General features: G+C 62.9%; 21 protein-coding genes. 7 read left to right on the top strand and 14 right to left on the bottom strand.

What is annotated here, in order from left to right:
* Both CP49_RS29920 and CP49_RS29915 read right to left on the bottom strand, forming a co-directional pair.
* The coding region (locus tag CP49_RS29920; RefSeq protein WP_245310935.1) for a caspase family protein at positions 1–839 on the bottom strand (839 nt) is incomplete at its 3' end.
* 231 nt (positions 840–1070) lie between these two features.
* Complete coding sequence (locus CP49_RS29915; protein ID WP_057853723.1) at positions 1071–1499, bottom strand: GFA family protein; 429 nt, start codon at positions 1497–1499, stop codon at positions 1071–1073.
* A gap of 101 nt (positions 1500–1600) precedes the next feature.
* Between CP49_RS29915 and CP49_RS29910 the strand changes: the two genes are divergently transcribed.
* Complete coding sequence (locus CP49_RS29910) at positions 1601–1975, top strand: nuclear transport factor 2 family protein (protein ID WP_057853722.1); 375 nt, start codon at positions 1601–1603, stop codon at positions 1973–1975.
* Positions 1976–2183: 208 nt separating this feature from the next.
* Positions 2184–3791 carry a Na+/H+ antiporter gene (locus CP49_RS29905; RefSeq protein ID WP_057853721.1) on the top strand — a complete coding sequence of 536 codons (1608 nt, stop codon included), beginning with the start codon at positions 2184–2186 and terminating at the stop codon, positions 3789–3791.
* Positions 3792–3982: 191 nt separating this feature from the next.
* Here the strand turns inward: CP49_RS29905 and CP49_RS29900 are convergent, their stop codons facing one another.
* The 3 genes from CP49_RS29900 to ispG all read right to left on the bottom strand — a co-directional run bounded on the left by CP49_RS29900 (position 3983) and on the right by ispG (position 7797).
* On the bottom strand, positions 3983–5323 hold the full coding sequence (locus CP49_RS29900; RefSeq protein WP_057853720.1) for a Rieske 2Fe-2S domain-containing protein: 1341 nt from the start codon (positions 5321–5323) through the stop codon (positions 3983–3985).
* 74 nt (positions 5324–5397) lie between these two features.
* Complete coding sequence (locus tag CP49_RS29895) at positions 5398–6291, bottom strand: TauD/TfdA dioxygenase family protein (protein WP_057853719.1); 894 nt, start codon at positions 6289–6291, stop codon at positions 5398–5400.
* Positions 6292–6504: 213 nt separating this feature from the next.
* The gene (gene ispG, locus CP49_RS29890) at positions 6505–7797 is read right to left on the bottom strand and encodes a flavodoxin-dependent (E)-4-hydroxy-3-methylbut-2-enyl-diphosphate synthase (RefSeq protein ID WP_057853718.1); all 1293 of its coding nucleotides are present in this window, start codon (positions 7795–7797) and stop codon (positions 6505–6507) included.
* Positions 7798–8050: 253 nt separating this feature from the next.
* Between ispG and CP49_RS29885 the strand changes: the two genes are divergently transcribed.
* Together CP49_RS29885 and CP49_RS29880 are read left to right on the top strand one after the other, a co-directional pair.
* Positions 8051–8926 (top strand): sulfurtransferase, encoded by an 876-nt coding sequence (locus CP49_RS29885; protein WP_057853717.1) that lies wholly within the window; start codon positions 8051–8053, stop codon positions 8924–8926.
* Positions 8927–9018: 92 nt separating this feature from the next.
* Complete coding sequence (locus CP49_RS29880) at positions 9019–9279, top strand: hypothetical protein (protein WP_057853716.1); 261 nt, start codon at positions 9019–9021, stop codon at positions 9277–9279.
* A gap of 114 nt (positions 9280–9393) precedes the next feature.
* On the opposite strand, the gene CP49_RS29875 is transcribed toward CP49_RS29880, so the two are convergent.
* A complete protein-coding gene (locus CP49_RS29875) occupies positions 9394–10332 on the bottom strand; it encodes a DMT family transporter (RefSeq protein WP_057853715.1) in 939 nt (312 codons plus the stop codon).
* Between the two features lie 33 nt (positions 10333–10365).
* Entirely contained in the window at positions 10366–10854 is a 489-nt protein-coding gene (locus CP49_RS29870; protein ID WP_057853714.1) for a Fur family transcriptional regulator, read from the bottom strand.
* Between the two features lie 154 nt (positions 10855–11008).
* Here CP49_RS29870 and CP49_RS29865 point away from each other — a divergent pair, with 154 nt between their 5' ends.
* Genes CP49_RS29865 through CP49_RS29855 form a run of 3 tightly spaced genes read left to right on the top strand, consistent with a single transcriptional unit; the run spans position 11009 to position 14217 of the window.
* Positions 11009–11488, top strand: a complete 480-nt coding sequence (locus tag CP49_RS29865) for a MarR family winged helix-turn-helix transcriptional regulator (RefSeq protein WP_057853713.1) — start codon at positions 11009–11011, stop codon at positions 11486–11488.
* On the top strand, positions 11481–12653 hold the full coding sequence (locus tag CP49_RS29860) for an HlyD family secretion protein (RefSeq protein WP_057853712.1): 1173 nt from the start codon (positions 11481–11483) through the stop codon (positions 12651–12653). Before CP49_RS29865 ends, CP49_RS29860 begins: the two co-directional genes overlap by 8 nt.
* Positions 12654–12657: 4 nt before the next feature.
* Complete coding sequence (locus CP49_RS29855) at positions 12658–14217, top strand: DHA2 family efflux MFS transporter permease subunit (RefSeq protein WP_057853711.1); 1560 nt, start codon at positions 12658–12660, stop codon at positions 14215–14217.
* Positions 14218–14252: 35 nt separating this feature from the next.
* Here CP49_RS29855 and CP49_RS29850 read toward each other — a convergent pair whose 3' ends face one another.
* From CP49_RS29850 to CP49_RS29825, 7 genes are all read right to left on the bottom strand, one after another.
* Positions 14253–14720, bottom strand: coding sequence for an SRPBCC domain-containing protein (locus CP49_RS29850; protein ID WP_057853710.1), 468 nt, complete (start codon positions 14718–14720; stop codon positions 14253–14255).
* Positions 14721–14731: 11 nt separating this feature from the next.
* Positions 14732–15055: an ArsR/SmtB family transcription factor gene (locus tag CP49_RS29845; protein ID WP_057853709.1), complete on the bottom strand. Its 324-nt coding sequence runs from the start codon at positions 15053–15055 to the stop codon at positions 14732–14734.
* Between the two features lie 164 nt (positions 15056–15219).
* Entirely contained in the window at positions 15220–16131 is a 912-nt protein-coding gene (locus CP49_RS29840) for a DMT family transporter (protein WP_057853708.1), read from the bottom strand.
* Between the two features lie 169 nt (positions 16132–16300).
* Positions 16301–16969: a sugar phosphate isomerase/epimerase family protein gene (locus CP49_RS29835; RefSeq protein WP_245310934.1), complete on the bottom strand. Its 669-nt coding sequence runs from the start codon at positions 16967–16969 to the stop codon at positions 16301–16303.
* Positions 16969–17106, bottom strand: a complete 138-nt coding sequence (locus CP49_RS48035) for a hypothetical protein (RefSeq protein ID WP_245310933.1) — start codon at positions 17104–17106, stop codon at positions 16969–16971. The genes CP49_RS29835 and CP49_RS48035 overlap by 1 nt, the downstream gene beginning before the upstream one ends.
* Positions 17106–18818 carry an FAD-dependent oxidoreductase gene (locus CP49_RS29830; protein ID WP_057853707.1) on the bottom strand — a complete coding sequence of 571 codons (1713 nt, stop codon included), beginning with the start codon at positions 18816–18818 and terminating at the stop codon, positions 17106–17108. The genes CP49_RS48035 and CP49_RS29830 overlap by 1 nt, the downstream gene beginning before the upstream one ends.
* Before the next feature lie 6 nt (positions 18819–18824).
* Entirely contained in the window at positions 18825–20654 is a 1830-nt protein-coding gene (locus CP49_RS29825) for a tannase/feruloyl esterase family alpha/beta hydrolase (RefSeq protein WP_197423281.1), read from the bottom strand.
* Positions 20655–20690: the final 36 nt, after the last annotated feature.

Below are 20690 nucleotides of genomic sequence, written 5' to 3'. Positions count from 1 at the left end.
CGGCGGGCTTCGGCCTGCGCGCTGGGGGCGGGTGTCGCAGGGGCGGCCGCCGCGGGTGCCGGCACCAGCGGCACGTCTTCACCGCCGAGCGAACCATAGACAAAGGGTTCCTGCCGGTTGTTGGTGGTCTTGAGCACCTCGTCGCGGACAAAACCGAAGGCGCGGCGCACGTCGAGCCCGGGCTTCGTCAAATGGTGCGACAGCGCCGTCGTGAACGGGCTGTTCTGGCCGTCACCGTCGGCCGCGGTGGAACCGGCCTTGGCCGAATAGGCGATCAGGACGTTCGGGCTGGTCGGCTCGACCTTGGCGAGGCCCTGCCCGATCGCGCGCGATGCGACGGTGCGCTTCATGGTCCGGGCAAACGGATTGTCGCGGCAGGCGTCGAGAATCACGAGCCGCAGCTTCTTGGCCGGTTCGATCGCGATCAGGATGCGGTCGAGCGAGAGGCCTTCGTCATAGATGTCGGTATCGCGTTCCAGCCGCGCATCGACGGGAATCAGGTAGTTCGCGCCGTCCAATTCGATACCGTGGCCGGCGTAATAGACCACCGCGATATCGGCATCGCGCGCGCGATCGGCGAAGTCGCGCAGGGCGCGACGGGTCTCGGCTGCGGCCATGTCACGGCGGGAATCGACGACATCGAAGCCTGCGTCCTTCAGCGTCGACGCGATCTTGGCGCTGTCGTTTATCGGATTGGCCAGCGGTGCGACATTCTTGTAGGCGGAATTGCCCAGCACCAGCGCCACGCGCTTCTCGGCAAAGGCCGGCTCGCTAACGAACAGGAAGGCCGCCGCTGCAGCGGCCCATCGAAGCAATTTCAGCGATCCAGATTTCATCATGACACTTCCGGAGCCTCGCACCTTCTACCACGCAGGCCTGCCTACCAGAAGGCGCAGCCCGGCTTTGTGAGTTAAGTCACGAACCACGCAGACGTGAATCGCACCCTCATCTCATCGTTAGTCGGGGCCAGCGCCCCGGCGGTTCGGCCCCTGGCCGATCATGTTTTCTGCCGGGTTCCCCGACGAGATATAGACCCCCGGCGGCGAGCATGTATTCCCGGAGCGGGGCGCTTAGCCTGGCATGAGGTGTTCCAGATATTGCGGCAGGTCGTCTGTGATCGCAAACCAGGGCGCCTTGGAGCCGACGAAGATGTGGGCCATCGGGCGGATTGAGGGATCGTCGACCAGCGTGCCCATGGCAACATGGACGAAGGCGCCATCACGCACCACCGAATAGAGCAACGAGCCGCATTCGGGGCAATGCGCGTTGTGGTTCGCCGCGTCGCCATAGATCATGATGTTGTCTTTGCCTTTGGTGACATCAAACTTGCCACGTGCGATGCCGGCAAACGGCTTGAATGCCGAACCTGTGGTGCGCCGGCAATCCGAGCAGTGGCAATTCAAGGCGTATGCGAATTCGTCCGCCACCGCATAGCGCGTCGCGCGACAGAAGCATTCTCCGGCAAGAATGCGAGCATTCGATTTTGCTGAACCCGCCACCTGCAATCCCTCGCACCTGTGATGAACTCACCATAGCGCAATGCGCCGGTTCGTGGCTTAATTCAACTCGAACAAATTTCTTTTCGCCGGGAGGAATTGCCGTGAGCCCTGACCGATCGACCGTCGAAGCCGTGGTCAAGAACTATTTCGATGGCCTGTATGAAGGCGACGCCGACAAGCTCGGCGCGATTTTCGACTCCACCGCCGATCTGCGCTGGCTCGAGAAGGGCGAGTTGCAGGTCCTGACCGTGCCGGACTGGCTCGATCGCGTGCGCAAGCGTCCCTCCGCCAAGGCCGAAGGCAAGCCGCGCGAGGATTTCATCGTCACCATCGACCGCTCGGATGATCAGACCGCCTTCATCAAGGTGCGCTGCCAATTGCCGCCGCGCTATTTCACCGATTATCTGGTGGCGATGAAACTGCGCGACGGCTGGAAGATCGTCTCGAAATCCTATCGCTACGATCTGCGCGAGTAATATCCCCGCTGGCGACCTCATCAGTCCAGCCGGAAAGAAGCCCTCAATCACGTTCCGCCCCCTCGCGCCAGCAGGCCATGCGCATGGCGTCCCTGCGGCACGCCCTTGCGCGAAATATCCGGCTCTGGAAACCGGATCGCTCCACCTTCGTGAACCGCCGCGCGCCTTGCATTGACCTCGCGGTTTTTCCTTGCGAATGGGGGCGATCATGGAAGCCAAGTTTCAAATCTTTTTGATCCTGCTCGCCGTGCTGGCAGGGACCGCGCTGCTGGCGCGGCGAATCAATGTCGCGCCGGCCATCCTGCTGATGCTCGCCGGCATCGCGCTCGCCTTCGTGCCGGGCATGCCAACCGTTGAATTGCCGCCCGAACTGGTGCTGCTCGTGGTGCTGCCGCCGCTGATCTATTCGGCCAGCGTCGCCATGAGCTGGCGCGAGTTCAAATCCAACCTCCGCCCGATCATCCTGCTGGCGCTCGGCTGTGTCATCTTCACCGCTTTCGCGGTCGCTGCCGCGACGCATTACCTGATCGGGCTCCCCTGGGCGGTGGGCTTCCTGCTCGGAGCCATCGTCGCGCCGCCGGACGTGGTCGCGCCGCTGGCAATTGCCCGCAAACTAGGCATGCCGCGCCGCATTCTCGTTGTGCTCGAGGGCGAAGGGCTCGCCAACGACGCCACGGCGTTGATCCTCTATCGGTTCACGGCGGCAGCCATCACAACCGGGCTGTTCTCGCTGCCAAAGGCGACCGGCACTTTCGCGGTGATCGTCGTCTGCGAGATCGTGTTCGGCGTGGCGGTGGGCTGGCTGTCCTTGCGCGCACGCCACCACGCGCGCGATCCGCAGGTCGAGATCACGTTGTCGCTGATCACCCCGTATCTCGCCTTCTGGATTCCCGAGCATTTCGGTGGCTCCGGCGTGATCGCGACCGTGGCATGCGGACTTTACATCAGTTGGAACGGTCCACTGCTGATCTCGTCGGCGACGCGCCTGCAGGGCATTTTCTTCTGGGACCTCATCATTTTCCTGGTCGAGGGGCTATTGTTCCTGCTGACGGGATTTCAGATGCGGCTGCTGTTCGAGAAATCGAAAGCGTTTCCGCTTGAGGATATCCTGATCGCCACCGCGCTGGTCGCAATCATTGTGGTGGTCGCGCGTTTTGCCTGGGTTTATCCGGCAACCTATTTGCCGCGCCTGATCAGCAAGCGCATTCGCGAACGCGACCCTGCTCCGAATTGGCGGACCGTTTTCGTGATTTCCTTCACCGGCGTGCGCGGCGCGGTGTCGCTGGCCGCGGCGCTGGCGTTGCCGCTCGCCCTGCCGAGCGGCGAGGCCTTCCCCCATCGCGACATGATCCTGTTCGTCGCTTTCGGTGTCATTTTCATCACCCTGGTCGGAATGGGCTCCGGATTGCCGCTGGTGGCGCGATGGCTCGACATCACCAGAGACGGCCGCGACGAACATAGAGCCGAGCATGAAGCGGAGATCGCGGCGCGGCGCGAGGTACTGGCGGCAGCGCTCCAGTCGCTGGATGCCATCACCGACGACCGCCGGCTCTCCGACGAAGTCGTGAAACTGCTGCGCGCGCGGCACGAGAGCCGCACCAACCAACTGCCGGATTCGCTCGATCCCGACGCCTACGATGTCTCGGCGGCCGGCACCGCCCTGACGCGCGAGTTGATCGCAGCCGAACGGAAATTCATCCACGTCCTGCTCCGCGACGGCAAGATTACCGATGAAACCAGGCGGCGGATCGAGCGCGACCTCGACCTTGAGGAAGCAAGCCTGAGCAACCGGGAGTTCCGGAAGATTGCGCTATAGTTGTCGTCCTGGCCAAGCGCAGCGCGAGCTCAGATGTGCAATTGCACATCGGGGGACCCATGCGCCGCGGCGGTAATTATCCGGCACGTCGGTCGACGGTTTTCTTCCACAACGCAAGCCTTTGGTCATGGGTCTCCGCGCCCCGTGCGCAATTGCGCACTAGGCGGGGACGAGTCGCCGAGAGAGCGCAGCTACTCCGCCGCCGCATTCCTGCCGGGCCCGCCGACATAGCCGGCTGCATCGCCAAACCGCTCGATCATGACTGCCGTGAGGTCCTTTGCCTTGCTGGTGACGCAGGCGCCGGAGCGCACGGCGTAGCGGTCCTGATGCTTCAGGTGCGGCGGCGCCTCGCCCTGCTGCAGCGCGCGGGCGGCATCCATGACGAGCTTGCGGAAATGCATGATGCCGAGATCGGTCGGGCCGAGATGTTCGCGGGTGCGGTCGGCGATCGGGCCCTGGCTGTCCTGCACGGCGGCGTCCTGTTCGGATACGCCCTTGATGCCGGTGTAGCTGCTGGTCTTCTGCAGTTTGCGATCGATGAGATAGTCGTTCGACTTGTTGCGCAGCGGAACATAATTCTCGTCGACCACGGCCATCACGCCGTTGCCCCGGTCGTAGCCGTCGCGCTCGGCCTGCGTCAGGGGGCGCTCCGGATTCCACGCATAGGTGAATATCCAGCAATTGGTATCCGTCACTGGAACAAAGCTCTGGCCGAAAATATTCTCGCCGGGCATCGAGCTCGGCGCATAGGAATGCACCGGCATCAGGAACTGGGCGATACGCCAGTAGATATTGTCCGAGCCGGTCAACCGTCCGCCCGCGACCGTCAGGCCGGCCTCGTGCGGATTGATCTTGATCACGGGGCGCGGGTCTTCGGCGATCCATCGCATGTGATCGGTCGCGACCCGCGTCAACGGGTTCACAAAGTGCTTCTTGATATCGAGGATTTCGTTCTCTTCTTTCTCGAACGACAGATGCGCAAAGGTGAAATGCGCGGTGTCGATCGATCCTTCCAGCGCCTGTACCCAGTTGCAGTCCTGCCATTTCTTCGAAACGTAGCGGTGCGAGGCCGGCAGCAGCGCCATTTCCAGATCGGGCAGGTCGGGGACCTGCCCGGCCGGGCCCATATAGGCCCAGATCATGTCTCCCCATTCCCGCGCCGGATACGACTTGATGCGAATCAGGTCCTTTGCGTTGAGATCGGGATAGGAGGTCGGCATGTCGACGCAGCGGCCGTCGGTGTCGAACTTCCAGCCGTGATAGACGCAGCGAATGCCGCATTCTTCGTTGCGGCCGAGCCAGAGATTGGCGCCGCGATGCGGACAATATTGATCGATGACGCCGACCACGCCGCGCGTGTCACGGAACGCGAGCAGCTCCTCGCCCATGACGACGATCTTCTTCGGTGGCCTATCCGCTTCCGGCAATTCCTTCGACAGCAGCACCGGAATCCAGAAGCGGCGCAGCAACTCGCCCATGCCCGTTCCCGGTCCGCTCTCGGTCAGGAATTTGTTGTCTTCGGCGCGGAGCATGCGACGTCCTCCGGATGTTTATTGCTTTTGCCCAAGCTTGGCGCACGCCGGAGAAGGCGTCAACGCGTCCCTGATCATACCGGCCGCTCGCCCTTCACCGTCACCCGCGTGCCGGAGCGGGTGTGCGGCCAGTAATCCCACATTGCGCGATGCTGGGCGCAGCGATTGTCCCAGAATGCGATGGCGTTTTCCGTCCAGCGGAAGCGGCACTGGAATAGCGGATTTTCCGCGTGCTGGTAGAGATAGGCCAGCATGGCGTCGCTCTCATCGCGGGGAATACCCACAATATAGCGGGTGAAGCCGCGATTGACGTAGAGCGCCTTCTTGCCGGTGATAGGATGCGTGCGCACCACAGGGTGTTCAGCACGCGGATATTCCGGCCGGTCGGCGACGCCATAGTTGGCGTAGAGCCCGCGATAGGCCTGCTCGCCGTCGTGCAGCGCGGTCAGCCCGTCGAGATAGATCTTCATGCGGTCCGACAGCGCCTCGTAGGCCGCATACATGTTGGCGAACAGCGTGTCGCCGCCGCGTGGCGGGCATTGCTTGATGTAGAGGATCGATCCCATCGGCGGCTCGGCATCGCAGGACACGTCGCTGTGCCAGCCTTCGCCATTGGCGCGCGGGGAGTCCTTGTCGGCGTAGATCTTCATCAGCGCCGGATCGCCCTCGTTGGGCGCCGCCGGATGCACATGCAATTCGCCGAACTTGCGTCCGAAGGCGAGGTGCTGCTGCGGGGTGATGTGCTGGTCGCGGAAGAAGATCACGAGATTTTCGGCCAGCGCCCGGTGGACCTCGTCCATCTGGCGGTTGGAACGCGTATCGTCGGAAACGAGCTTGCCGATATCGACGCCTGAAATCTCCGCGCCGATGATGGGCGTCAGCTTTTCGACGTCGATGGTCTCGTAGGGATCAGATTCTCCGGCGGTGTGCCGATAGCGGGGTCCTTGCTTGCCGGACAACGAAGACATCGGCGATTCTCCCAATCGTTCTTGATTGGGATCATCGTAGCTCAGGCGATGCGGAGCGCAATGCAGTAGACGTCGTCCCGGCCTTGAGCCGGGACCCCATAACCACAGGAGCACGTTGTTGTGAAAGCTGGAGCTACAGCCCGGCATAACCACGAAGTCCTGTGGTTATGGGTCCCCGCGTTCGCGCGCGTTCGCGGGGACGACGGAGAAATACTACTCCGCCGCGGTTACCGCGCTCTCGGGCGCCTTGCTGCCCTTGCCATAGCGCTGGTCGATATAATCGATCACCAGCGCCTTGAAGTCGGCGGCAATCGTGGGCCCGCGCAGGGTGCGGAACTTCTTGCCGTCGACGAACACAGGCGCTGCCGGTGCTTCACCGGTGCCAGGCAAGGAGATGCCGATATTGGCGTGCTTGGATTCGCCGGGGCCGTTGACGATGCAGCCCATGACCGCGACGTTGAGCGTTTCAACGCCGGGATATTGCGTCTTCCAGCCCGGCATTTCCTCGCGGATGAAATCCTGGATCGAACGCGCCAGCTCCTGGAACGTGGTCGAGGTGGTACGGCCGCAGCCCGGGCATGCCGCAACCAGCGGCACGAAGGTGCGAAAGCCCATGGTCTGCAGCAGTTCCTGCGCAACCTGCACTTCCAGTGTGCGGTCGCCGCCGGGTTCGGGCGTCAGCGAAATGCGGATGGTATCGCCGATGCCGTCCTGCAGCAGAATGCCGAGTGCGGCGGAAGACGCCACGATGCCCTTCGAGCCCATGCCGGCTTCGGTGAGGCCGAGGTGGATGGCGTAATCCGAGCGGCGCGCCAGCTCCTGATAGACCGCGATCAGGTCCTGCACTGCGGAAACCTTGGCCGAAAGGATCATGCGATTTTTGGCCATGCCGAGTTCTTGCGCACGGGCAGCCGACAGCAGCGCCGACTGCACCATGGCCTCGCGGGTCACCGCGCGGGCGTCGCGCGGGTTCGCTGAGGCCGTGTTCTCGTCCATCAGTTTGGTGAGCAGTTCCTGGTCGAGCGAGCCCCAGTTGGCGCCGATGCGGACCGGCTTGTTGTTCTTGTTGGCGATCTCGATGATGTCGGCGAACTGCGTGTCGCGCTTGTTCTTGAAGCCGACATTGCCGGGATTGATGCGATACTTGTCGAGCGCCTCGGCACAGGCCGGATATTCGGCGAGCAGCTTGTGGCCGATATAGTGGAAGTCGCCGATCAGGGGCGTGGCGATGCCGCGCTTGCGCAGGCCGTCGCGGATATGCGGAACGGCGGCAGCGGCCTCCTCGCGATCGACGGTGATGCGCACCATTTCCGATCCGGCGCGCGACAGCGCCGCGACCTGCGCGATCGTGCCTTCGACGTCGGCGGTGTCGGTATTGGTCATCGACTGCACGACGATCGGCGCCCCCCCGCCGACGGCAACATTGCCGACCATGACCTGGGTGGTTTTATGCCGGGCCTTCGGGCCGGCGACGTCGTCTTGCGGGATTATCTCGGGCTTGTTCATGGGGCCTCGAATATCAGGTTTTGGTGACATTCACCAAGGGGGTGGCGAACGGTCTGTGCGCCCCGTCACGTTTCGGATTTTTGCGTTGTATATTCAATGGCTTAGGCCGGTCACGGCGGCCGGAAGCAGGGCTTCCGTTGACAGCTATATTGGACAGGAATCGCCGAATTGAAAGGGCGAGCGCACCGCCCGGCCGCCTTTTCATGGCCCGATGCGGGCCGTAGCATCGGCCGAAAATAACGGGAGGCCAACAATGTCAGGGCGTAACGGGCTTATCACCACGGCGGAACTCGCTGATATTCTGGGCCAGCCCGATCTGCGCCTGTTCGACTGCACCACCTACCTCGAACCCGCCCCCGAAGGCTCCAGCCTGCCCTATCTAGCCGTGCCCGGACGGCACACTTTTCAAGCCGGGCATATTCCGGGGGCGGATTTTCTCGATCTGCAGGGCGAGTTCTCAGAGCCAAACACCGAACTCCGCTTCATGATGCCGGATGTTGCGCAACTCGAGACGGCATTCGGCCGTCACGGCATATCCGGCGACCGCAATGTGGTTCTGTACAGCATCGGCACGCCGATGTGGGCGACGCGGTTCTGGTGGATGCTCAAATCGCTCGGCTTCGAGAACGTCGCGGTCCTCGATGGCGGTTTCGACAAATGGAAGCTCGAAGGCCGCCCGCTCGAAACCGGGCCGGCGAAGGGATATCCGCCGGCGACATTCACGGCCAAACCGAAGGACGGATTTTTCATCGACAAGCACCAAACGCTCGCCGCCACGTCCGAGCGAGGCACCGTCGTCGTCAACGCACTCGGTCCGCAATTCCACAAGGGCCTCGAGCCGAGCCGCTACGGCCGCCCCGGCCGCGTGCCCGGCAGTTGCAACGTATCCGCAGCCACACTGCTCGATCCCCGGACCAAGGCCTTCGTCCCGCTCGGCGAGGCAGAGGCCAAATTCAAGGCCCAGGGCATCACCAAGGACAAGCGCGTGGTCGCCTATTGCGGCGGCGGCATCTCGGCCACGGTTGACCTGTTCCTGCTCTACCAGCTCGGCTACGACAAGCTCACCCTTTATGACGGGTCGATGGGTGAATGGGCCAAGGATACGTCGCTGCCGATCGAGACGGGGTAGCGTTCCGCACCCTTTAAGGTTCGTTGACGTAATGCGCGCAACGCCGTTGACAAGCAGTACTATCGGGCCAATCTTGTCTCAAAGGTGAGAAGATGAAGAGCGCCGCCCTGGTATTAACTACCGTCAATGCGCCATACAGCAAGCCGCTGGATGCGAAGGCGCTTGCCTTTTATCTCCTCCACCCCGAAGCCGCGAAAGCAGCGCCTGGGCACATGTCCTCGTTCTTTGGCGAAGTCAGCCCGAAGCTGCAAATTGAGTTTGCGCACTCCTGCAATATTACCAAGCAACAGCTTGTAGCCGCAGCCAAGGCCTTTGCCATTTATTCTGGCGAGTCCTACCCCCTCGCCGCGTGAGTGCACGCGAACATTCGCCTGATTGGGCGCGGCTATTTCGAATAGCGATTGAACGGGCAAAAGCAATTCTGAGCGCCGTCTAGAGAATTCGGAGAAGCGTTTGGTGCAACAGCATCACGCCGGCACGTTTGGGTCCGGCGTGACCTTTGGATCCGGCTTGTTCACGAGATAGAGCCCTGCGATGACAAGCAGCGCCGCGACGCCGAAGGCGATGGTCAGCGTATCGTGCATGATGAAATAGCTGGCGACGACGCCGAACAGCGGCGTGACGAAGGTGAAGGCCGACAGTTTGCTGGCTGAGTAGGTTTTCACGAGCGCGAACCACAACAGGAACGTCAGACCCACCACCCAGAACGCCTGATAGGCCAGCAGCGACAGCGACAGCGGCCCGGGAACGTGGGTGATGGTTTCGTCCGATATCCACGCGGCGAACGCGAGAATCGGGATCGATAGCGCCACCTGATAGCCGAGCCCCTTTTCCGCGGGGGCCTTGATCAGCGCGGTGGTCTTGACGATCAGCGTCGTGGCCGCCCAGAGCGCGCCGCCGGCGACGATCAGGAGGTCGCCCAGCAAGACCTTCGCGTCGACATTGGCCTGGGGGACGCCGATCGCCAGCGCGACCCCGGCGAAACTCAGGGCCAGGCCACCCCATTGCGGCGCCCGCAGCCGTTCGCCGAGAAAGACATACGAGCCGAGGGCGACGAAGAATGGCGCCGTATACAGAAACACCACTGCACGCGACGCCGATGTCAGCAGCAAGCCGCGATAGATCAGCACGAATTCGATACCGAAGATCACGCCCGCGCTCACGCCGGCCCATAGCGTCCCGTCGCGCTCGAAGAATCTCACACCACGAAACCAGCCGATCGCGAGCAACACCGGCAACGCGCCGACAGAGCGGCTCAATGCCTGCAGCATCGGCGGCACGTCCGGCAACACCAACTTCACCGCGATCTGGTTGAACCCCCAGCTCAGGCACAACATCAGCATCAAGGCGATAGCCCCCGGGGTGAGCGCACGCCCGGCAGACAGTTGTACTGGCTTGGACGACATCTATCCTCGTGGCCGGCTTATGTGCCGTGTTCTCTATTTATTCTGACAGTGAGCGCAGGTGCCGGCGATCTCGACGACGGAGAGCTTTGGCGCGAAACCCGATGCGCGCGCCGCCGCATTGAGGCTTTGCGCCACGGGGGCCGCAGGAATTTCGCCGACGGAGCCGCAATGGTCGCAGATCAGGAATGCCACCATCGAGGTCTCGTCATGGTCATGCGCGCAGGCGAGGAAGGCGTTGCGGCTTTCGATACGGTGGACGAGACCGTTTTCCATCAGAAAATCGAGCGCGCGGTAGACCGTGATCGGCGCCGGTCGCGGCATCGATTTGGCGAGTTCGTCGATCACCTCATAGGCGCCAAGCGGGCGGTGGCTCGACAGCAGCGCCTGCAGCACCTGACGCCGAATCGGGGTGAATTTCTGCGCCCGCCGCGCGCAGACCTGTTCGGCATGTGCGATCGCTTCCGCAGTGCAGCGGCCGTGATCGTGGTCCGGCGCGGGAAATGTCGGCTTCGTCAGGGTCATTGCCGGTGTTTTGTAGCAGCTTGACGGCCAATCCCAAAGCCCGGGGATCCGTTGGTTCCCAGCCATGTGCTGGAAGCGGATCAGGCCATTGTTAACTCCGCATGCAGAGTTCATAAGCAAGCTTATTATATCGCAAGCTTATGGAGGCTGAGCCATGCGCGGTTCCGTGGATATGAACTTCCTGTTCACGCTCGGCGAGGTGCAGCGGATGGTGCGCGCCTATGCCGACAGGCAGGCGGCGCGCTACGGCATCACCCGCGCGCAATGGGCGGTTCTTGCCAAGGTCGAGCGAACCGAAGGCCTGAAGCAATCGGAGCTCGCCGAACAGATGGAGATGCAGCCGATCACGCTGACGCGGCTGATCGACAAGCTCTGCGACAATGGCTGGATCGAACGCCGCGGCGACGAGAATGACCGCCGCGTCAACCGCCTTTACCTGCGCAAGGCCGCGCGGCCGCTGCTCGGCAAGCTCGCCGGGCTTCGCTCCGAACTGACAGCAACCGCGCTTGATGGTATCAACCCTGCCGACGCCCACCGCCTGCTCGACCAACTCGACCTGATCAAGGAAAACGTTCGCAACGCGATCCAGAATCCGGCGGACGAACCTCCGCGAAAGGAGCAGCGGTATGGCTGATCCCGTCCTCAAATTCCCGCCCGAGCAGAAGAGCAATCCTGCATCGCCGACGGCACGGCCGAAACTCGCGGCCGAGCCACGCCGCCGGCTGATGGCCGGCATGCGGCGCTACCGCCGCTTCCTGCTGCTCGTGGTGTTGCCGTTGGCTGCGCTGGTGGCCGGCGTGATGTTCTATCTCAATGGCGGTCGCTACGTGACCACCGACGACGCCTATGTCGGCGCCCAGAAGGTTCTGATCACGCCCGACATCTCCGGCAAGATCGAGAAGGTCGTGGTGAAAGAGGGCCAGCAGGTTGGTCCGGGCGACGTTCTGTTCGAGATCGATCCTGTCCCGTTCCGCCTCGCCGTGGCGCAGGCCAAGGCCAATCTGGCGCAGACCAAGGTCACCTATGACAATTTGATCGCCGATCTCAAGATCTACGGCCAGATGAGCGAGCTTTCGCAGCAGGGCATGGACCTGAAGCGGCGCGACGTCGAACGGAAGTCTGCGCTGGTGAAGAACAATTTCGGCTCGCAGCTCGACCTCGACAATGCGTCCACCGCCCTCGTCACCGCCAGTGCGCAGTTCCAGTTGCTGCAGCAGAAGATCGCCACGGCAAAGGCGCAACTGCTCGGCAATCCCGAGCTACCGCTCGACGAATTCCCGCCCTACGCCCAGGCCAAGGCTGCGCTCGACCAGGCCCAGCGCAATCTCGACCACACGGTGATGCGCGCGCCGATGGCCGGCATCGCCACCCAGGTCGAGCAGATCCAGCTCGGCCGCTTTGTCACCGCCGGCACGCCCGTCTTCAGCATCATCGACACCTCGAACCCCTGGGTCGACGCCAACCCGAAGGAATCCGATTTCACCTATGTCGCAGTCGGCCAGTCCGTCACGCTCGAAGTCGATGCCTTCCCCAACCACCCGTTCAAGGGCACGGTCGGCTCGCTCTCGCCTGGCACCGGCGCGCAGTTCGCCATCCTGCCGCCACAGAACGCCTCGGGCAATTTCGTCAAGGTGGTGCAGCGCGTGCCGGTGCGAATCTATTTCGACAAGAACGACAAGTTCGTTCGCAAGCTGAAGGCCGGCATGAGCGTCTACGCCACCATCGACACCAACCACCGGCGTTCGCTGTCGGCCCTGCTCGGCCTGTCGCCGGCAGCGGCCAACCAGGATCACGAATAGCGCCATGGCGACGCCGGGCCAGCCTTCGGCATCCGTTCCCGGCCTGCGCCGGAACATGGTGACGATCTGCGCCATGACGGCGACCATCATGCAGGCGCTGGACACCACCATCGCCAACGTCGCGCTGCCCTACATGCAGGGCACGCTGTCGGCGTCGCAGGACCAGATCAACTGGGTGCTGACCTCCTATATCGTCGCCGCCGCGATCATGACCGCGCCGGTCGGATGGATCGCCAACCGCTTCGGCCGCAAGCGTATCTTCATCATCTGCTCGGCCGGCTTCACCATCGCCTCGGTGCTGTGCGGACTGGCGCAGGACATCACCCAGATGGTGCTGTTCCGTCTGCTGCAGGGCGTGTTCGGCGCGGCGCTGGTGCCGCTGTCGCAGGCGGTGATGCTCGATTCCTACGCGCTGCATGAGCGGGCAAAAGCGATGGCGATCTGGGGCATGGGCGTGATGATGGGGCCGATCATGGGCCCTTCGCTCGGCGCCTGGCTGACCGAGACCTATTCCTGGCACTGGGTGTTCTTCGTCAACCTGCCGTTCGGCATCATCACCGTGCTCGGCCTCGTGATCTTCATGGACGAGACGAAAAAGGACCTGGCGCTGCGCTTCGACTGGTTCGGCTTCACCGCGCTGGCGATCGCGATCGGCGCGCTGCAGCTTGCGCTCGACCGCGGCGAGCAGCTCGGGTGGCTGGAATCCAATGAGATCATCGCCGAGTTCATCATAGCAGCCGTCGGCTTCTATTATTTCCTGGCGCATTCCCTGACGACGCAACACCCGTTCATCCAGTTCGCACTGTTCAAGGATAAGAATTTCGTCGGCGGCTGCGTGTTCATGGCCGTGATGGGCCTGGTGCTGTTCTCGACCATGGCGCTGTCGTCGCCGTTCCTGCAGAACGTGATCGGCTATCCCATCATCACGGCCGGGCTTCTATTGGCGAGCCGCGGCTGCGGCACGTTCGTGGCCATGATGCTGGTCGGCCGCATGATGCGCCATATCGAGGCGCGGACGCTGATCGTCTCGGGACTCGGCATCACCTGCCTGTCGCTGTTCTACATGACCCGCTGGACCGACCAGACCGGGGCGACCGAGATCATGATCATCAGCGTGGTCCAGGGCTTTGGCTTCGGCCTGGTGTTCGTGCCGCTCTCCACAGTGGCGTTCCTGACGCTGCCCAATCATCTGCGCACCGACGGCACCTCGATGCTGACCTTGATGCGCAATGTCGCAAGCTCGATCGGAATCTCGCTCGTGATCTCGCAGTTGACGCAGGGCACGCGCTACACCTACGCGGTCCTGTCGGAGCACATCAATCCGTTCAATCATGCCCTGCAGATGCCCAACGTAACCGGCATGATCGATCTCGCCACCGACAAGGGCCGCGCCATGGCTGACATGATGGTCAAGGCGCAGGCCCAGATCATCGCGTTTTCGTACGACTACCAGATGGTGATGATCTTTACTGCCTGCGCTATCCCGCTCGCGATCATGATCGGCTCCAGCAAGGCCACCCTGCGCGCGCAGTCGGCCGTGCCTGATCATGCGGTGATGGAGTAGGGCTTCAGTTCGAGGCTCTCGCGTTACGGCATGGTCTATGCGGAAAGCTTGTCGAGCCGCGCGTAGCTCGCTTCCATTCCATGCTCCATGCCGGTCGACAGCATGGCGGCCCGCGTCGCTGCATCGGGCAAGGTCATCCGCATGGTCATCAATGTACCGGTGCCGTCGGGTGCAAAATTCGTTTCGACATGATTGTCCGGCGTCGGGTCGGGCATGTGCATCCGCTCGACGTGAACGAGCCGGCTGAACGGCACCGTCTCGATAAACTCTCCGGTCAGGTAGAAGCCACCGCCCTTGCCATCGCTCCATTCGTAGCGGATCTTGCCGCCGGGGCGCGCCTCGTTGATACAGACCGGCATCGTCCAGCCCTCCGGACCGAGCAGCCACTTCTGGATCAGCGCCGGTTCGGTGTGCGCGCGATACACAGCCTCCGGCGTGGCGGCGAAGTGCCTGGTAACAACGACATGGGTGTCGCCTTCGGTCTTAAGCGTCAACTTGCTCATCAGACTGCCTTTCACTCGTTGGTTTTCATGGCGGCCAGAACGTCGTCCAACCGGTTGTAGTTCGCGCTCAGGGCCTGGCGCAGCATCCCGAGCCATTGGTCGATCTCGTTGACGGCCGTCGGCGCCAGCCGGCACGGCCGTTTCGTGCCTTCGACCCGGCGGAGGATGAGACCTGCACCTTCGAGCACCTTGAGGTGTCGGGAGATCGCGGGCTGCGTCATCTCGAACGGCTCGGCCAACTCCATGACCGTGGCCTCACCCAACGCGAGGCGCGCCAGAATCGCCCGCCGTGTCGGGTCGGCCAGCGCGGAAAAGGCGGCGTCGAGGTTCGACATGGTTCATCTCAGATAACTTATATAACAAATATATTATATAACTGATAGCTTATTGTCAAGTGGCCGCGAAGGCAGCCCGTCACGGAGCGGGCGACGCTTCAGTTCGGCAAATGCGCGCATCGAGCGCAAAGGAATGCCTTGATATTGACCGAACCGATGTCGCGTTAGGGTGATGACCCGCCCTGCTTGGCCTGCAGGCTCAACCACATGCCGCCGAGCGACAGCGCGCCGCCGATCAGATGGATCATCGTCGGCGCCTCCCCGAGAAACAGGATCGACAGTACCGCGCTGACGATCGGCCCGAGATAGAGACTCAACGACGTCGACACCGCGCCGAACCTCGCGCCGAGATAGGCATAGGCCGAATAGGCAAAAAGCCCGGGGACCAGCCCTGCAAAGAGATAGACCAGCGCCGCCCGTCCGCTGAATGCAGCAGCAGGCGCAGACCACATTTCGTGGATGGCAAATGGCAGCGAGAACAGCGCGCCGGCTGCCGCGAACAGGCCGATCCGAGCCAGAAAGCTCACGCCGCTGCCGACACGGTTCTGCAGCAAGGTGTATCCGGCCCAGCCCAGCATCGCCATCAGTGCGAGCAGGTCGCCGGTCACCACGCCGGCTCCAACGGCAGCTTGTCCCTTGGTAATGATCAGCGCCGCGCCAGCCAGCGACAGCAGCATGCCGATGATCTGGCTTCGATGGATCGATTCTTGTCCCGAAATGAAAGAGAACAGCAGTACCGCAAGCGGCGCGAGCGCCATGATCAGCGCCAGGTTGATCGCCGAGGTCGTAACGCCGGCAACGTAAACCGGGCCGCCGCAGATGAACATGCCGAGAAAACCAGCCGTCACGATGCCGAGCGTCTGCCCCGGCAACAGGCCAGGCTTTTCCCGCAATGCCATCACCACGGCCGGCAACAGCCCGAGCGCCACGATGCTCCAGCGAAAGAATGCGATCGAGAATGGCGGCACGCTTCCGGCCACGCCGCGCGCCAGGATCATGTTGGAGACCTGCGCGGTTGCCACCAGCAAAAAACCGAGCAGGCCCAGCACTTCGCGCGCTCTATTGGGTTCGATCATGGGTAATCGGGTGCTCCGCCCCGCGGACGACCCAATCCTAACCCGTCAGCTCACCGGCAGCTATAGCTCGAAGCCTGCTTCGCATCCCCGCCATTCCACGTCGTGCCTAGTAACAACGATGTGGTGTCACCTTCCGTCATAAGCAGGCTGTCAACCGAATCCAAGGCAATTACCTCGCCGCCGCGACGATGCGCCTCGCCCCTTCGAGTGCGCGCCGGGCCCGCGCCTCAGCACCCACCGTCCGCGCGAGCGTCGCGGTCGGGACCTCGATGCTGATTGCGATATCCGGCGGCATGGCTCGCGCCAGCGAAACGAGATCGAGGCCACCCTCTCCGGGAAACATCCGCTCATTTCGAGCGGCGTGGATCATTTCCTCTGATGTCGCCGGCCGTTCGGCCGGGGCGTCGCATAATTGCCAATAGTGAAACCTGCCGGAGGGGATCCTTGCGATGTCGCCGATCGAGCTTCGCGACCGGTCGAAATGCAGGGCATCCACCAGAACCCCGGCATTTGCTTGCGCAACCTGTTCGACAATTCGCCCGGCAGTCTCAAGATCAGGCACGCTCGTCCACGGCATGAACTCGAGATCCGCGGTCAAGCCAAAGGGCGCCGCAGCCTCGCAAAATCCGGCAAAGCGATCCGCAAACCGGTCCAGGTCGGGATCGTATGCGGCGACCAGAACATGCCTGGCGCGGAGACGCGCACCGGCCTCGAAGAACGCCGAAAACGCCGCGATTTCCGTCTCCGGCCGGATGGCAACCACTTCCAGGTCCGCAACGGTCACACCAGTCGCAGCCAGCCGCGCGATGGTTTCCCTCAAAGCCGCGTCATCTTCCATCAGCGGATAGGCAACGCGAGCATCGCAGGCAGAAGACGGAGTCCGACGTGGTCGTAGCCGCAGGCGGCGGCGACGTCGATCAATTCGGGTGGTGCAAGTTCGAGCGCGGTTAGCGCGGCAAGCGAAAACGACGGCATCATTCGATTCCCACGCGCCGAGCCGCGTCCGACGCCGCGATATAGGCAAACGCGATGGCCGGTCCGAGCGTGATGCCCGGTCCGGGGTAGGTTCCTCCCATGATCGACTGCATGTCATTGCCGCAAGCGTAGAGGCCGGCAATCGGCTGATTGCCGGCATCGAGAACGCGGGCAGCCTCGTCCGTGACAAGTCCGGACGAGGTACCGATATCGGAAGGATAAAGCCTGACCGCGTAGAAAGGAGCCGTCGCGATACGGCCAAGGTTGGGATTGGCCCCGCCTGCAGAAGCATCACCGTTGTGATTTTGATACACCGTGCTTCCCCTGCCGAATTCGGGATCCAGGCCAGTTTGCGCATACAGGTTCATCTTGTCGACCGTCTCGCGCAATTGACCGGGATCGATGTTCAATCGCAGCGCAAGCTGCTCGATGGTGTCGGCGGCGCTGAGATAGCCGTCGGCGACAGCAGCTCTAGCGCCCCAACCACCAGGCCGCACCATGCCAAGACCATACTTTCGGACTGAAACCGCATCCGCGATCAGGAACGCCGGGATGGCCGATTTTCCCTTCGCCAACATCTCCAGCGCAAACTGGTGATAGGAGATCGCTTCGTTGACGAACCGACGCCCGTTGCTGTCGACAACCAGCGTCCCCGGTTTGGCGCGGTCGAGCACGAAGTGCGGAAAGACCGCTTGTGATCCGTCGCGCCGCCGCCGGATCGATGCGGGCGCCCAGAATGCAGCGCTGACATCGCGCTCGCTAAGGCGTGCACCGATCTCAATGGCCTTGTCCTGCGCATCGCCGCTCGAGCCCGCCGCAACGGACGACCAGCCGGCTTCAGTTCCAAGCGCCGCGAGACGCCGCCCGGCATGAAGGTTGAACCCGCCTCCCGCCAGAATCGGCGCGCCGTTGACGCCGATCTCGCGCGAGACTCCCTCCGAGGTCAAACTCGCGGCCGTAACGGGACCGTCGGGCTTCCGGATGATCTTCGCGAGCGATGCACCGGTGAGGATATCCACGTCCTGACGCATCAAAGAATACAGAAGCCGGCCAACCAGCGCATTGCCCATCACGAGCCGCGTGCCCCTGCCATGGCTCGCTTTGTCGTGCGCGTAACGCGCAACGAGCCGTACGGAATGCACCAATGATCCGATCGATTTCGTCGATGACAGCAGATGACCGATATCAATCCTGTCGACCATCATCCCGCCAAGCAGCGTGAACTCCGGCAATGGCGGACGGATCAGCTTGAACGCCTCGCCGAGCAACCGCCCGTCGAACGGCAACGGCTCCAGCGCGCGCCCGGCGAGCGCCGCGCCCTCAAGCTCCGAGCGATAGTCGGGATGACAGGCATAGGCGCGTAGTTTCACGTCGGAATGATTTTCCAGAACCTCGATTGCCGCCGGACCCGCCTTCAGGAAGGCTGCGCGCAGCGCAGCGTCGGCATGGTTTCCGACGATCTGCTGCAGATATTTTTCGACGTTCGCCGCACTATCGGTCGCCCCGGCGGCCGATGCGTGGCGCGTATTGGGTATCCAGATCGATCCAGCCGAAAGCGCGGAGGTACCGCCGACAAACTCGGTCTTCTCGACCAGCAGCGTTTTCGCGCCTTGAATGGCGGAAAAAAGCGCCGCCGACATGCCGGCGGCGCCGGCGCCGATCACGACAACGTCGTAAGCGGGCGAGACCTCGGATAATCCACGGCGGCACATGGACAGCTACCGGCAGCTATAGCTTGCCGCCTGCTTTGCATCCTCATTGCCGCTCCACGTTGTTCGCAGCGGATAGACGCAGACGGGATAGCTGAGGCTCTTGTCGCGCGAGGTCAGCAGGATTTCGCCGGGCGCGGCGCCCTTCTCGACCCAATCCACCAGCGCCGTGAAGAACTGGTCCTGCTCGCGCGTCGGCGTCTGGTTGGCGTTACCAGGCAGTTTCGGCAGCGGAACGCTGTCGTTCTTGCCGCCGACGGTATAGGCCCGACCTTGCGAGCTATGCGCCGAACCCGGCAGCAAATACATCCGCATGAACTTCTGCACCTCGGCATGCCCGCCCATCGCCGCCACCACGCGCTCGTGATAATTGATGTTGCCGGCAGGCGGGATCGCATCGTCGACAAGGCCGGTATGGACGACGACCTTGCGGCCGAGATCGCGCAGCTTGCCAAGGTCCGCCTTGTCCGTGATGAGGTCGCTGAACAGCGTCGGCTGCAACGCCACGCCCTTGTTCACGGCGTCGGCGAGGCCGGCGTAATCCAGCTCCATCCATTTGTTGCGTACATTGGTCGAGCCGTTCGTGATCGGTTCGCCTGACGACGCCGTGCTGGCATCGGGCGCGTAGCTGACATCCTGCAGCGCCAACGCGACACCGTAGGCGGAAGCACTGGTGATCAGGTTGCCGATGCCGGTGCTTTTGGTGAATGTCCACCAGAGCTGGTTCTTGCCGAGCGATTTGCCGGATCGTGCGTCGGCGCTCTGCGCGACATCGAAACTTCCGTCGCTGGTGGCGCCGTACCAGATCCGGTTCAACGCATTTGCCTCCTTGAGGCTCATGCAGGTGGCGGCGTCGGCGTTATTTCCGGTGACACCCTCGCCGGCCTCGCGCGCGCACAGCAGCTCGGTGTCGCGCGCGGGATTGTAGTCGCAGGCAAATGGATCGAGCAGGAAGCCGAGGCCGGCCTTGTCGCAGACGGCAACCGCGCGCTTGTTGGCGGCGGCGACCTTGGCGGCAAAGGCTGCGGCTTCGATCTTGTTCGCCGACGTGAAGCCGAGCTCGGTCTTCATCACGATCTGGGGATACAGTCCCGCGGTTCCGAATTTTGCGATATTCAGCGCCGGCTGCGCGATCATGTAGCCATCGTAAAGTTCGGGATACTCCTGCACGAGCTTCATGCCCTGCCGGCCGCCCTGCGAGTGGCCGTCATAGTAGGTAAATTTCGGCGCCTTGCCGTAATAGAGGTTCACCAGCGCCTTGGTCTTGACGGCCTGCTCCACCATCGCCCGCACGGAGAAGTCACGAAGCGCTTCCACGTTGATCTTGCCGTTGGACAGAAACGCGAACGAGCCATCCTGATACCAAGGCTGGCCCGCATCCGTCGTGCCGGACGCGTAACCGATGTTGGCGTTGACGATCGCCGGCACCTTGCTGCCGATCTTGTCGGCATAGCGGTGACCGCCGCCGACCCATCCGCCGCCGCCATAGTTGCGGATGCGCTCGTTCCAGTTCGCATGCGTCGGCAGCCAGACCTCGATGCCGATGCCCTCGGAATAGGAGCGCGCGTTCTTGTCCTTTTCCGCCGTAGCGCCGGGGCCGACCAGCAACTTTACAAGGCAAAGGTCGGCCGCCGCCGTCACCGGCTGCGGCGCGTCGGGCGCCTTCAGCTCCTCGCCCTTCTTCACCAGCCGAACCGCGACGACCTTTGTGTCGGCGTCCGGGCGAAAGGCGGCCTTGATGCCGTCGTCGCAGGAAAGCGAATCGGCCAGCGCCGGCGTCAGATAACCGAAGGCGGCGAGCAGCAGTGCCGCACGCGTTCCCTTCCCTTTGATCGACATTGTCTCGCTCCCCTTTTCAGTCTTCTTGTTTTCCAT

The sequence above is a fragment of the Bradyrhizobium valentinum genome (genome assembly GCF_001440405.1).
Classification (GTDB): domain Bacteria; phylum Pseudomonadota; class Alphaproteobacteria; order Rhizobiales; family Xanthobacteraceae; genus Bradyrhizobium; species Bradyrhizobium valentinum.
The sequence above is the reverse complement of the archived record's forward strand: the minus strand, read 5'-3'. Positions and strand labels throughout refer to the sequence as shown.

Coding starts and splice junctions, on each gene's coding strand:
- CP49_RS29835 (WP_245310934.1), bottom strand. CDS start 16,969: ATGGAAGATGACGCGGCTTTGAGGGAAACCATCGCGCGGCTGGCTGCG.
- CP49_RS29850 (WP_057853710.1), bottom strand. CDS start 14,720: ATGAGCAAGTTGACGCTTAAGACCGAAGGCGACACCCATGTCGTTGTT.
- CP49_RS29860 (WP_057853712.1), top strand. CDS start 11,481: ATGGCTGATCCCGTCCTCAAATTCCCGCCCGAGCAGAAGAGCAATCCT.
- CP49_RS29840 (WP_057853708.1), bottom strand. CDS start 16,131: ATGATCGAACCCAATAGAGCGCGCGAAGTGCTGGGCCTGCTCGGTTTT.
- CP49_RS29905 (WP_057853721.1), top strand. CDS start 2,184: ATGGAAGCCAAGTTTCAAATCTTTTTGATCCTGCTCGCCGTGCTGGCA.
- CP49_RS29885 (WP_057853717.1), top strand. CDS start 8,051: ATGTCAGGGCGTAACGGGCTTATCACCACGGCGGAACTCGCTGATATT.
- CP49_RS48035 (WP_245310933.1), bottom strand. CDS start 17,106: ATGCCGTCGTTTTCGCTTGCCGCGCTAACCGCGCTCGAACTTGCACCA.
- CP49_RS29895 (WP_057853719.1), bottom strand. CDS start 6,291: ATGTCTTCGTTGTCCGGCAAGCAAGGACCCCGCTATCGGCACACCGCC.
- CP49_RS29855 (WP_057853711.1), top strand. CDS start 12,658: ATGGCGACGCCGGGCCAGCCTTCGGCATCCGTTCCCGGCCTGCGCCGG.
- CP49_RS29880 (WP_057853716.1), top strand. CDS start 9,019: ATGAAGAGCGCCGCCCTGGTATTAACTACCGTCAATGCGCCATACAGC.
- CP49_RS29845 (WP_057853709.1), bottom strand. CDS start 15,055: ATGTCGAACCTCGACGCCGCCTTTTCCGCGCTGGCCGACCCGACACGG.
- CP49_RS29900 (WP_057853720.1), bottom strand. CDS start 5,323: ATGCTCCGCGCCGAAGACAACAAATTCCTGACCGAGAGCGGACCGGGA.
- CP49_RS29870 (WP_057853714.1), bottom strand. CDS start 10,854: ATGACCCTGACGAAGCCGACATTTCCCGCGCCGGACCACGATCACGGC.
- CP49_RS29830 (WP_057853707.1), bottom strand. CDS start 18,818: ATGTGCCGCCGTGGATTATCCGAGGTCTCGCCCGCTTACGACGTTGTC.
- CP49_RS29865 (WP_057853713.1), top strand. CDS start 11,009: ATGCGCGGTTCCGTGGATATGAACTTCCTGTTCACGCTCGGCGAGGTG.
- CP49_RS29875 (WP_057853715.1), bottom strand. CDS start 10,332: ATGTCGTCCAAGCCAGTACAACTGTCTGCCGGGCGTGCGCTCACCCCG.
- CP49_RS29825 (WP_197423281.1), bottom strand. CDS start 20,654: ATGTCGATCAAAGGGAAGGGAACGCGTGCGGCACTGCTGCTCGCCGCC.
- ispG (WP_057853718.1), bottom strand. CDS start 7,797: ATGAACAAGCCCGAGATAATCCCGCAAGACGACGTCGCCGGCCCGAAG.